Origin of the sequence: Limnothrix sp. FACHB-1083, assembly GCF_014696485.1 — a bacterium.
Classification (GTDB): Bacteria; Cyanobacteriota; Cyanobacteriia; order CACIAM-69d; family CACIAM-69d; genus CACIAM-69d.
In genome coordinates, this window is record NZ_JACJQD010000016.1 from 62,786 (window position 1) to 74,583 (window position 11,798).

The following is an 11,798-nucleotide window of genomic DNA, read 5'->3' on the forward strand; positions in this document are numbered from 1 at the left end:
GGTTGAACCAGTTAACCCCGCCCCTTCAACACCCCCAGTCCAAACCAGCCGATCGGCCATTGGCATAATGAGACCAATCGCAATCTTGAGGAAAAACCGATGGTTGCTCAAATTCCCCCCAGTGAGCCGGGAAAAGTCCAGCCCAAGCCGATCGAATATCCCGACAGTGACGGCCAGCCGATGGCAGACAACACAAAGCAATTTCACTGGATCCAAACTATTCAAAGCAACCTCGCCACCATTTTCAGTGACGATCCGCAGGTGTTTGTGGCCGGTGATTTGCTTTGGTATCCCCTGGAAGGCAGCAACACCATTCGCCAAGCGCCCGATGTGATGGTTGTCTTTGGGGTTCCCAAGGGCGATCGGGGTTCCTATATGCAGTGGCGCGAACACAACATCGCCCCTCAAGTGGTGTTTGAAATTTGGTCGCCGGGCAATCGCTTTGGGGAAATGCTGAAAAAGCAGATGTTCTATAACCGCTATGGCGTTGAGGAATATTACATCTATGACCTCGATCGCAATGAGTTGAACATTTTGACGCGGGGAGACAGGGGCGATCTGGAACCCGTTGAGAATCCCCAAAACTGGGTCAGTCCTCGGCTGGGCATTCGCTGCCAACTGGATGAAGAAACTCTCACCCTGTTTGGGCCCGATGGCCGGCCCTTTTCCACCTTGCTGCAAGAGCGGCAACGGGCCGATCGGGAACGGGAGCGGGCCGATCGGCTGGCGGCCCGGTTGCGGGAACTGGGTTTGGATCCCGACGCGATCGCTCCCTAGAACCCTGAGCTACCAGCCCGAGCAATCACCATCAGCGATCGCAGCCATCGGGATTGTGGCCAATATCACCCCTACAGCATCACCCCTACAGCAGCCCAGAAACCTCGTAGAGCTGGCGCGTGCGGGACAAAATCTTATCGCCATAGTTCATATCCGCCTCCCAACGCCCACTCAGCAGCGCCACCGTGGGAGCCACGCCGCGCGGCACAAAGCTAAACCGAGGATCCACCACCGCATTCGCCAAGGGTTCTGTGCTGGCGTAGGCCTTGAGGTGTTGGATGTGGGCCCGCACCCCCAGCCGCGCACTGGCAAAGGAAGCTCCCTCGGGATTGCCCCCCAAGGCCCCCAGCCCCCCAAAGTTGTTTTGGCTGGATTTGGTGGGGCCCGGAAATTGCAAAAAGTCCGTTTCCACACACATTTGGGCAAAGGCTAGATCAAAATTGACCCCTTCGGCGATCGCCTCTTCGCGGTAAAGGCGCGGTAAATCGGGAAACTGGCTACCCGCATTGGGATTAAAGGCCCTCAGAAAGGTCAGCATTTGGGCATCACCGGTGCTGCCCAGTCCCATAATTTGCCCCTTCAAGGTGTTGGAAACCAAGAGGTTGGTGCGGAGGGTGACGGCGCGAGTTTGGCTGTTCCAACCCACAGAGATGTTGTATTGCCGCAGGTCGATCGCCTTGAAGTAAACGATGTTTTGGTAGCGCACTCGGACGATTTGCGGGTTGGTGGCCACTTTGATGCCCAGACGATCGGCCAGGTCGATCGGGATGTAGGAATTGCCATTGATCAGCACGCCCCGCTCGGGATAGCGCTGATTATTCACCTCGATTTGAATGCTGCTGTAGGGCTGGGCGGGGAATTCCAGCAAAATTTGTTGCAGGCCATCGCTGAGGCCGGTGGCAATGCCCCAACCTTGATTTTTGAGAATCGTGCGATCGGTCTCGTTGGTTAAAAAGCCCACTTCCACCAACAGCGAAGGAACCGTGAGTTGACGACAAAACAGCCGATTCCCCAACCCCGTGGCCGTGTCGGGCAATGCCCCCCGCGAAAGGAGTTGGGGAACCCGCGCCAGGGTCGATCGCAACAGAATTTCTGCCTGGGTTTGGCGCACCTGATTATTCGCAATGAAATAGACCGTCGTGCCTCGGGTGGCGGGGTTGCTGGAACCATCCAGGTGAATTTCCAAGGCCACATCCCCGGCGCGTCCTCGGGCATTGATCCAAGCGATCGTCTGTTGCAGGCTCAAGTCATCGGGAACCGTCAGCACTTCAATGCCCCGCCGTTGCAGGGTTTGGGCCGTGGCTTCCCGCAGCCAAATCATTTCCCTGGCTTCGGTGGTTCCTGCCGCCATAATGCCAGGATCCAAAACCCCGTTTTCATAGCCCCCATGGCCCGCTGAAAGGAGAACCCGCCCCATGAATTACTCTCGATCGAACTTCGACCAATGCTAGATCACCCGATTCCAAAAAATCACTAGGATGCGGTGCTGTTCAGAATCATCCCGAGGGCGATCGCGCGGCTGATTCGCGCAAGAGGTTGATCAACAGTAATTAATTTACTAACATTCGCTAACGTATGCCCATATTTAGATATGGCATACATTCCTCTCAGAAAAGCGGTCGAATTTCTGGGATTGCATCCAAATACGCTAAGAAAGTACGCAGATGAAGGGAAGATCGAAACCATCCGCAACGAGGCGGGCCAGCGGCTTTATAACGTCGAGTCATACGGACGCAAGGCAACTCGATCTACCGTTGTTTGCTACTGCCGCGTCAGTTCTGCCAAGCAACGAGATGATCTCGCAAGACAAATCCAGTTCATGCGCGATCGCTACCCCAATGCCGAAATCATCCAAGATATCGGGTCAGGACTTAACTTCAAGCGGAAAGGACTGCAATCCCTACTGGTCAGACTCATGCGCGGCGATCAGCTCCAAATTGTGGTTGCCTGCCGCGATCGACTCTGCCGATTCGGATTCGAGCTGTTCGAGTTCATGGTTCAACAAAACGGTGGCGAACTCGTGGTTCTCAACCCATCTGTTCACTGCCCAGAATCCGAACTCACAGCCGATCTTCTCGCCATCCTTCACCTCTTCTCTCGTCGAATGCCCGGACTCAGAAGCTACCGCAAGGCGATCCAGGAAGATCCGAATCTTCCTAAACCCTGATCAAAAAGCGCTCCTGAAGCAATGGTTTGGCGTTTCGAGATACGTCTACAACGCCACGATCAAACATCTTCAGGAACCGGGAACCAAAGCCAATTGGATGGCAGTTGCGCCCATCATCTTGGGTGCGCTTCCTGAATGGGCCAAGTCAGTTCCCTACCAGATCAAAAAAATTGCGGTCAAAGATGCTTGCACTGCCGTTCGAGAAGCCAAGAAAAGCTTCAAAAAAGACGGACAAATTCACAAGTGCCGTTTCCGCAGTCGAAAAGATCGACAGCAAACGATCTACATCCCCAAATCAGCCATCAGCGAAAACGGTGTCTACCACACCATCTTGGGGAAAGCAGCCCTGAAAGAATCAATTCCTGATGGCTTCAGTGATGGTCGGTTAACACTTGCCTATGGTGAGTATTACCTGATCACCTCAACAGAGGTGCAACCCATGCAGTCCGAAAATCAAGGGCGAGTGGTTGCCTTAGATCCCGGTGTCCGCACATTCATGACCTTCTTTGCCGAATCCTCCTATGGATGGATTGGCAATGACTCGAACTTGTTGATTCAAAAGCTGTGCTTCAAGCTGGATCGCCTGATTTCCAAAATCACTAAGGCTAAATCAGCCCAGAAGTACCGCCTCAAGAAAGCCGCCGATCGCCTGCGTTCCAAGGTGCAACATCTGGTGAAAGAACTTCACCACAAAACCGCGCGGTTCCTGACTGAAAACTTTGATGTGATCTTGCTGCCCAGTTTTGAATCCTCTCAAATGGTGAGCAAATCACGTCGCAAGATTAAGTCGAAAACCGTGCGGCAGATGTTGACCCTATCGCATTACCAGTTCAAGAAACATCTGGAGTGGAAAGCTTGGGAGTTGGGCAAGATTGCCTTGACCGACATCAACGAAGCCTACACATCCAAGACTGTTTCGTGGACAGGTGAAATCGTGAAGATTGGCGGCTCTCGGGTCATCAAGTCGAAGGTTGATGGGCGATCAATGAATCGGGATCTCAATGGTGCTCGTGGGATTTTCCTACGGGCATTGGTTGATACGCCTTGGTTGAGAGACCATCTCAACTTATGTATTTGTTAGCATCCGTTAGCAAAAAAGTATCGGTCACCGACTTGGGATTTGGGTTGCAATTTGAGTTGCGATTTGAGTTGAAATTTGGGATTGTCCACCCCGTGCTCGAAATTTGCCGTTTTGGAGCCGTAAGCAACGGAGCCGGCGGCCGTCCGGTACACTGCATAGATCCGTTGTCGGGTCGATCGCCCGGTTTGCTGATCATGGTTGAAGCTGCTGCATTTTCTGAGCACCCACATCCTGAAGAATTAGAGAATTTAGAAAGTTTAGAGAATTTAGAAAGTTTAGAAACCCTTGCAGAAGAAAACCTGGAAGCCTTAGAAGATTTGCCAGAGCCGGAGGAATTACCCGATCGGCCGGTGGCCCACGGCGATGACTTGCCCGATGATTTGGTGTCGGCCTTGGCGATGCCCTTGCGGGGAGCCAAATTGCCCTCCACATCCGCAACCACCCAGCAGCCGGCCGAACAGCCTTCAACTGCGCATGACCCGGCTGAATCGCCCACCGAAACCGGCTCGGAAACCGGCAGCGAAGTTCCTGTGGCCGAGTTGCCGCCCCTGTCGCCGGAAGCGGCCAAGCTGGCGCGAGAATTGCTGACGGGAGCCGATCGCCCCGTGGCGGATCTGACCGGGGAACGGGGGCCCCAAGTGCGCCTTTGGATTCCGGGCTGGGCTGAATTGACTGGATCTACTGGATCTATTGGATCTCTCGAATCTGCTGAATCTGCGGAGACAGAACCCGCGACGGGTCGGGAATCGCCGCCATCCCCAGCCGAATCCCAGCCAGAAGCGGCGGCTCCTGAGGCTGTCGAACCTATCCCGGCTGCCGAGATCAATCCTTCTGCCCAAACGCTCTCCGAGGTCAAACCCTCCGAGATTAAAACCAGCAACACCAAAGACAGCCAAGAAAGCAAAGAAAGCGCCGATCGAACCCAACCGGTGCGCCTGGTGCTGCCGCCGGACTTTGTGGCCGAACAGCCTGATCGGGGCTTAGCCTGGACCGATTTGTGGCAGCAATTGATGCATCGGCTGTATGGGGGAGAGCGGGGCTGGACACCCGACGGGCCCGTCACGCTGCAAGCGATCGATCGCACCTTGGAAGCCAGGCAACTGAAGGCGATCGCCGATGCCCTTCAGGAGGTGCAACTGCGGCTGACCCGGGTGGAAACCAACCATCCCGCCACCGCAGCCCTGGCGATCGAAATGGGCTATGCCCTTCAGTTCACACCGCCCGAACCCACCCAGGAACCGATTGCGGCCGACCCTGACCTCGACCTTGCACCCGATTGCTTGTATTTGGACAAAACCTTGCGATCGGGGGTGGAAATTCGTTATCCGGGCACGGTGGTGATTCGCGGCGATGCCAACCCCGGCAGCGCGATCGTGGCCGGGGGCGACATTCTCGTTTGGGGGCGGCTGTGTGGCGTGGCCCACGCGGGCATTAATGGCAACGAAAGCGCCATCATCATGGCCCTGAACCTGGCGACCAATCAGGTGCGCATTGCCAGCCGCACGGCCCGGGTTCCCGAGTCCAAGCTCGATGTGCCCTGTCCGGAAGTGGCTTACATTTCCGGAAAAGGGATCCGAATCTCACCGGCCGCCGACTTTGCCAAAAATGAAGTGCGATCGCGCCTGGGGGAACCACCCGCCTAAACGCTTGCCTCCACCCCCGACAGATAGTCAAATCGCTCTTCGATCGCCATGCTAAATTGAGGTGTCTTTTCGGGTTCCACCCGATCGCACCGCCCTTGGCCGTTCTGAATCCACCCTTCTCGATCGACCCTTCAGCCGTTGTCAACTATCAGGCAATCCCATGAGCCGCATCATCGTAATCACCTCCGGCAAAGGTGGCGTAGGCAAAACCACCTGCACCGCCAACTTGGGCATGGCCCTGGCGCAACTGGGGCGAAAAGTGGCGCTAGTGGATGCCGACTTTGGCCTGCGTAACCTAGACCTGTTGTTGGGTCTGGAAAATCGCGTGGTCTACACCGCCGTGGAATACCTGGCCGGTGAGTGCCGCCTGGAGCAGGCCCTCGTGCGCGACAAACGACAGCCCCGATTGGTGCTGATGCCCGCCGCCCAAAACCGCACCAAAGAATCGGTCACCCCCGACCAAATGAAAGCGTTGGTTTTGACCCTGGCCAAAAGTTTTGACTATGTGTTGGTGGACTGTCCGGCGGGCATTGAAATGGGCTTTCGCAACGCGATCGCCGCCGCCCGCGAAGCCATCATCGTCACCACTCCCGAAATTGCCGCCGTGCGCGATGCCGATCGGGTGGTGGGTCTGCTGGAGGCCGAGGGCATCAAAAACGTTCGGTTGGTGGTGAACCGGCTGCGGCCACAAATGGTGCAAGCCAACGACATGATGTCCGTGGACGATGTGCGCGAAATTTTAGCGATTCCGTTGGTGGGAATTTTGCCCGACGATGAACGGGTGATCACCTCCACCAACCGAGGGGAGCCGCTGGTGCTGTCGGAGCAAGTCTCCGTGCCCAAGATGGCGTTTAGTAACATTGCGCGCCGTCTGGAGGGTCAAAACGTGGAATTTTTAGATCTCACCGCCAGCCACGATTCCTTGCTGAAGCGGCTGAAGCGCTGGCTGAAGGGTAGCCCTCGCGGTTAGCCTGGATGGGCGAGCCGCTCCCGATCGGCCGCTGGAAGCTTCCCTGACCGCTGGCTCAACCTTGGCCAAGCTGGTCTCATCCCTTGGGTGGTGTGTCTTGACTGCAAGGGCTGTTGCGATCGCCCGGGGCCCATGACCGGCACAAAACCAAGCAACCGGGCGGTTTTGGCTCCGTTGGCAACCAGCCCTCAACCCACAACTCGTTTTTTCCCTCAGATCGCCCTTCGATCCAGCGCGCTGCGTTATCTGCGTCATGTTAAGCGAACTTCTCGATAAACTTTTTGCCCGCGATCCCGACAGCCGCAGCGTGGTGAAACAGCGGTTGCAATTGCTGTTAGCCCATGACCGAACTGATCTTTCGCCGCAGTCGCTCGATCGAATGCGCCAAGAGATTTTGGATGTGATTTCTCGCTATGTGGAAATTGATAGCGAGGGATTGCAATTCATGCTGGAAAACGACCTTCGCACCACGGCGTTGATTGCCAATGTGCCCATTCGGCGGGTGCGCCCGGACAATGAACCCTCGGAGGAAGCGGCCGCAGCCATGGAAACCCCGATCGAGAGTGTGATCTCGGAAGCCCCTTCCGAAACGGACGAAATCATCGATTTGGAATCCTTGCCCCTTGATGGGCCCACGGAAATTACCCCCTAGCAAGGTGAATCAGCCAGTGTTGGGTAATGGCGATGCGGCAGACCCCCTGAAACCGCAGGAAGGCAGTCAGTTCCAATCGGGGGAGCCATTGGATAAGGGGGAAACAACGACCTTGGCAACGGTGCGATCGCGCTGGGTGCAGCGGCTGCGGCACGATCGCGCGATCGCCGTGATTCGATCGCACAACTGGCTTCAGGGGCTAGCCATGGCCCAGGCGGCCGCCGAAGGGGGCCTGCGACTCATTGAAATTACTTGGAACAGTGTTCGGCCGGCGGAATTGGTGGCCGAACTGCGCGATCGCTTGCCCCACTGTCAAATTGGGGCCGGCACGCTGCTGGATGCGGCCATGGTGCGGGAAGCGGTGGCGGCGGGGGCCCAATTTGGCTTTGCGCCCTTTGGCGACTCGGGGGCGATCGCGGCGGCGGTGGCGGCCGGCATCCCGATCGTGCCGGGAGCCTTGACCCCCACGGAAATTGCCCAGGCTTGGCGGGCCGGAGCCAGCAGCGTTAAGGTGTTTCCCATTTCGGCGGTCGGCGGAGCAGCCTACGTGCGATCGCTCGTACCCGTGTTGCCCATGCCGCTGATTCCCACCGGGGGGGTCACTTTGGCCAATGCGGCGGAATTTTTGGCGGCCGGGGCGATCGCGATCGGCCTGTCGGGGGAACTGTTTCCAGCGGAAGCCGTGGCCGCTGGTCGTTGGGATCAAGTGCGCGATCGGGCCCGTCGCTTGGCTGAACAGGTGGCCCCCCACTGTCTTCCAGAGACAACCCCGCCGCTCGAAGATCTCCGCCCCTAGACCAACCGCCCGGCGACAGTCTGGCCAATTAACCGGATACAGCAGAAAATCAACTGGGAAACCGATTATCTTTCAAGCACTTCGTGGCCCCAATCATTGGCCCCACGAAAATTGCCCGGTTAAAATGCGAAACAATCTGCCTGCTCGATCGCTGTGCTGCGGACTTGGCAGATTTTTTGCAGACTTGGCAGATTTTGCAAATTTTTTTTAGGAACCTCCATGACAGGGCTGCTGGCAAAACTCGATGACACCCGCGATCGAGTGGTCGATCGTACCCGAGAACTCAGACAACGGCCGCCCCAGTGGTTACGTCGGCCCAAGTTTTTGATTGCGGGGGCACTGGTGACCTTTGCCGCCTCCTGGGCCGGGGCCCAATCCAGTGCCGCTCACTACTACTTCGATCAGTGGGAGCGGGCACAACTGACCAAAACCCTGGCCGTTTTGAACCAGCCCACGCCCGACCAACAACCCCGCTGGGCCGCCATCACCGATCAACGCTGGAGCTTTTTGGAGCGATCGACCCGGGCCATGGCCCAAGCCGCCAGCACCGGCCTGGTGAACTTCAAAGAACTGCCCTTTAGTCCCAAGGCATCGATGGCGATTCTGAAGCGGCTGGATAATGTTCGTTGGCTCCAAGTCGATATCGGCAACCAACGCTTAACCGCCTGGGAAGGAAATCGCCAAGTCCGCACGGATGCGGTTTCCACCGGCAAAGCCCGCACACCCACCCTGCCCGGCACTTGGACGATTTACACCAAGCTGCGATCAACCCGGATGCGTGGTCCCGGCTATGACGTGCCCAATGTGCCCTACACGATGTATTACGACGGGGGCTATGGCATCCATGGAGCCTACTGGCACAACAACTTCGGCACACCCATGAGCCACGGTTGCACCAATCTCCCGGTATCCACCTCCCGCTGGTATTTCAACTGGGCAGAGGTGGGCACGCCCGTGGTGGCCCATCGCTAGGGCCGATCGGGGCTGGTTGGCTCTGGATCCCGTACCCACAGGGCCAGGCCGCCACTGCGCCCCCGAGCCGCCAGCCCCGATTCACCGGCCCAGCAGAACGCAAAAAAGGGCAAATAGCCGATCGCCCGGCGGTTAAATGGCTCCTGGGTTAGGGCCTTTGTGGCCGGCCGCTCGCCCCGAACTGGGCCGCGATAAACCACCCGATCGCCAATCCCGATCGCCAGTTCCAAAAAATCAAAAGCCAGCAAATTCCGCTGACCCACCCATCGGGCCGGGCCCGAAAACTCCATAAAAATTGGCCCCACCTGCACTCGGTTTTTGATTCGGGCGATCGCCCCCGTGGCTTCGTTGGCCAAAAAGGTCAGATAGGCCGGGGCAAAAGCCGGAAAATAAAACCCCCGATCGCGCTGGGCCGACTTTTTGGGCGACACCACCCCCAAACGCCAGCGACCCACCAGCGACCCTTCCGAGAGCTGCACCCGATCGCGGCGGGTTTGGGTTTCCACGGTTTTCAGCGCGGTCACCACGGCAGCGGGTCGCGGACGCTCAGGCTCGGTCTGGGGATTTTGGATCGATCGCGCCGTCTGTTCCAGCAGTTGCGCAGCGGCCGGTTGCATTGCGATTTCGGTTGCCATGATGGAGGCAGTCATAGTCAATAGCCATAGTCAATAATAGTTCTGCTCTTCGGGATTCCAACGGCTCCCGGCCACCCCTCCTCGATCGGCTATTCCTTCTCGATCCGCCATGCATGTCTCGCCATGAATATTTTGATTAGCAACGATGACGGGATTTTTGCCCTGGGCATTCGCGCCCTTGCCAATGCCTGCGCTGAAGCGGGTCACCAAGTGACGATCGTTTGTCCCGATCGGGAACGTTCCGCCACAGGGCACGGCCTGACGCTTCAGGATCCAATTCGCACGGAACTGGTTCCTAACCTGTTTCACCCCAGCGTCACCGCTTGGGCCTGCTCCGGAACGCCCGCCGATTGCGTCAAGCTGGCCCTGGGGGCCCTGCTCGATCGCAAGCCCGATGTGGTGCTGTCGGGCATTAACCACGGCCCCAACCTGGGAACCGATGTGCTCTACTCGGGAACTGTTTCGGCGGCCATGGAAGGCCTGCTGGAGGATATTCCCAGCTTTGCCTTCAGCCTGGCCAAGTTTGGCCATCTTGACTTCAGCGCCGCCGCCGAGTTTGCCGTGCAAGCGGTGGCCCAACTCATTGCCCAGCCGCCCGCCCGGCCAATGCTGCTGAATGTGAATATCCCAGCGCCCGACGGCCCGATCGCGGGTGTGCAGCTCACCAAACTCGGCTTCCGGCGCTATCACGACCTATTTGAAAAGCGGGTGGATCCCCGTGGCCGCACCTACTATTGGCTGTCGGGAGAAGTACTTGAAGAAATTGACCCGGAAACCATGCCCGGAGGCCAAACTTCGCCCCTGATCACCGATGTGCAAGGAATTCGGCAAAACTACATCACCCTCACTCCTTTGCATTTCAACTTGACTGATTGGGCGGAGATGACCCCCTGGCAACCTTGGATCGATCGACTGGACGAGAGCTATGGGCCAGCCCCCAATCCCGCAGCCTAAGCCAACGTCAGTTCGGAATAGGGGAAGCAGCAGAAAGACGGGACTGGTTAAGCTGAGGTGTTAATCCAAACAAGCCTTAGCTCAACCCCGTCGTGCTCAGGTTAGAAGCTTTGTTCTGCAAAATCGACAGTGGTTTTTATCCTATTGCAACTCTCGACATAAGCGTTCCACTGCACAAATTGCGTGTTGAACTTCACGCCTATAGGTTGGAACTGGCCGTGAATGGCTTAATGGGTTCAAAACTCTGCGAACTGCTTTGTCGATATGCCTAACTGTCACTTCCGAGACAGAATTTATACTTGTGCCAGTCCGTTGATATGTCTTGACAACTTGCCACATCTGATCTGCCTTAAGCTCTTTGGGTTTACTGTAATAAGGGATTTTTATATGGTGTTTGTTACAAAAAAAATTGAGAATGGCTTCATAGGCGCTACGGGTATAGACGGCTGCCGCTTTGTAATCATGAGCTGCAAAGTATGTCTTCGCCCTAGCGATATATTCATTTCTTCCTTTGCTTCGTTCAGAAAAAATGGGTAATGTCAACTCTGCATCATCAGAACAGTAGAACTCAAATTTTTTCCAATCTGAGTCAGGAAAATGATCACAAAGTATTTCAAACCACTCTCGGTCATAAGTCATTATAAAGACTTGATAATTTGAAGAAAAATGAGATTCAATAATGTCGATAACTGGTAGCCTGTTTGACATATCCAATCCAATTAAAACATCATCTAGTGCAAGAATTGCTAAATCTTCAGCAGGTATGGGTTGAATTTTTAAGGCTGCAAGGTATATAGAAATTCCAATGGCTGAAAGTTTCGCTTCATTTAAATACGTCGGATGTTCCCCGTTTAGATCTTGATTAGAATACTTGACGTTTAAGATGACTTGCTGACCTTCAATTTTTCGAGTTCCTTTGTTATAAGTAAGAGAAATAGGTTCAAATTTCAAAATTATTTTGTTATATTCAAAATGCTGAAATAAATTAATCAACTCAGTTTCGAGTTGATTAATTAGGGCATTAGGTCGTACGTCAATCTAATGTGGGATTGATAGAGTAGAGAGACTGATGGATGAAGGTTCACGCCATGGAATGCCCTCTGTGCGGTCACAGCAAAGCCCATAAACACGGCAGGATGCCCAATGGACAT

Annotated in this window: 10 protein-coding genes and 2 pseudogenes; 9 read left to right on the plus strand and 3 right to left on the minus strand. The window is 55.8% G+C overall.

The genetic code is table 11. The features are described from left to right. Positions 1-99: 99 nt before the first annotated feature. Positions 100-777 carry a Uma2 family endonuclease gene (locus H6F46_RS17070; protein WP_190355939.1) on the plus strand — a complete coding sequence of 226 codons (678 nt, stop codon included), beginning with the start codon at positions 100-102 and terminating at the stop codon, positions 775-777. A gap of 85 nt (positions 778-862) precedes the next feature. Here the strand turns inward: H6F46_RS17070 and H6F46_RS17075 are convergent, their stop codons facing one another. Next, positions 863-2,194 (minus strand): N-acetylmuramoyl-L-alanine amidase, encoded by a 1,332-nt coding sequence (locus tag H6F46_RS17075; protein WP_190355938.1) that lies wholly within the window; start codon positions 2,192-2,194, stop codon positions 863-865. A 174-nt stretch (positions 2,195-2,368) separates the two neighbouring features. On the opposite strand from H6F46_RS17075, the gene H6F46_RS19155 reads away from it, so the two are divergent. The 7 genes and pseudogenes from H6F46_RS19155 to H6F46_RS19950 all read left to right on the plus strand — a co-directional run. After that, complete coding sequence (locus H6F46_RS19155) at positions 2,369-2,944, plus strand: IS607 family transposase (protein WP_190355937.1); 576 nt, start codon at positions 2,369-2,371, stop codon at positions 2,942-2,944. Further along, positions 2,928-4,025, plus strand: a complete 1,098-nt coding sequence (locus H6F46_RS17085) for an RNA-guided endonuclease InsQ/TnpB family protein (protein ID WP_370567186.1) — start codon at positions 2,928-2,930, stop codon at positions 4,023-4,025. Before H6F46_RS19155 ends, H6F46_RS17085 begins: the two co-directional genes overlap by 17 nt. Then, complete coding sequence (locus tag H6F46_RS17090) at positions 4,013-5,668, plus strand: septum site-determining protein MinC (RefSeq protein ID WP_190355936.1); 1,656 nt, start codon at positions 4,013-4,015, stop codon at positions 5,666-5,668. Before H6F46_RS17085 ends, H6F46_RS17090 begins: the two co-directional genes overlap by 13 nt. A 160-nt stretch (positions 5,669-5,828) precedes the next feature. Further along, a complete protein-coding gene (gene minD, locus H6F46_RS17095) occupies positions 5,829-6,638 on the plus strand; it encodes a septum site-determining protein MinD (RefSeq protein ID WP_099533566.1) in 810 nt (269 codons plus the stop codon). A 253-nt stretch (positions 6,639-6,891) separates the two neighbouring features. After that, positions 6,892-7,149, plus strand: a pseudogene (gene minE, locus H6F46_RS19945) (cell division topological specificity factor MinE); the annotation flags it as partial. Between the two features lie 145 nt (positions 7,150-7,294). Then, positions 7,295-8,086 carry a bifunctional 4-hydroxy-2-oxoglutarate aldolase/2-dehydro-3-deoxy-phosphogluconate aldolase gene (locus tag H6F46_RS17105; protein ID WP_347278353.1) on the plus strand — a complete coding sequence of 264 codons (792 nt, stop codon included), beginning with the start codon at positions 7,295-7,297 and terminating at the stop codon, positions 8,084-8,086. A gap of 624 nt (positions 8,087-8,710) precedes the next feature. After that, positions 8,711-9,058 (plus strand): annotated as a pseudogene (locus H6F46_RS19950) (L,D-transpeptidase); the annotation flags it as partial. On the opposite strand, the gene H6F46_RS17115 reads toward H6F46_RS19950, so the two are convergent. Further along, positions 9,055-9,708 carry a hypothetical protein gene (locus tag H6F46_RS17115; RefSeq protein ID WP_190355934.1) on the minus strand — a complete coding sequence of 218 codons (654 nt, stop codon included), beginning with the start codon at positions 9,706-9,708 and terminating at the stop codon, positions 9,055-9,057. The pseudogene H6F46_RS19950 and the gene H6F46_RS17115 overlap by 4 nt on opposite strands. Positions 9,709-9,816: 108 nt before the next feature. On the opposite strand from H6F46_RS17115, the gene surE reads away from it, so the two are divergent. Further along, complete coding sequence (surE, locus tag H6F46_RS17120) at positions 9,817-10,647, plus strand: 5'/3'-nucleotidase SurE (RefSeq protein ID WP_190355933.1); 831 nt, start codon at positions 9,817-9,819, stop codon at positions 10,645-10,647. 141 nt (positions 10,648-10,788) lie between these two features. Here the strand turns inward: surE and H6F46_RS17125 are convergent, their stop codons facing one another. Then, positions 10,789-11,640 carry a hypothetical protein gene (locus H6F46_RS17125; protein ID WP_190355932.1) on the minus strand — a complete coding sequence of 284 codons (852 nt, stop codon included), beginning with the start codon at positions 11,638-11,640 and terminating at the stop codon, positions 10,789-10,791. Positions 11,641-11,798: the final 158 nt, after the last annotated feature.

Bases quoted from the DNA above. Each gene is read 5' to 3' on its own strand.
- minD (WP_099533566.1), top strand. From the start codon at position 5,829: ATGAGCCGCATCATCGTAATCACCTCCGGCAAAGGTGGCGTAGGCAAA.
- H6F46_RS19155 (WP_190355937.1), top strand. From the start codon at position 2,369: ATGGCATACATTCCTCTCAGAAAAGCGGTCGAATTTCTGGGATTGCAT.
- H6F46_RS17075 (WP_190355938.1), bottom strand. From the start codon at position 2,194: ATGGGGCGGGTTCTCCTTTCAGCGGGCCATGGGGGCTATGAAAACGGG.
- surE (WP_190355933.1), top strand. From the start codon at position 9,817: ATGAATATTTTGATTAGCAACGATGACGGGATTTTTGCCCTGGGCATT.
- H6F46_RS17070 (WP_190355939.1), top strand. From the start codon at position 100: ATGGTTGCTCAAATTCCCCCCAGTGAGCCGGGAAAAGTCCAGCCCAAG.
- H6F46_RS17115 (WP_190355934.1), bottom strand. From the start codon at position 9,708: ATGACTGCCTCCATCATGGCAACCGAAATCGCAATGCAACCGGCCGCT.
- H6F46_RS17090 (WP_190355936.1), top strand. From the start codon at position 4,013: ATGTATTTGTTAGCATCCGTTAGCAAAAAAGTATCGGTCACCGACTTG.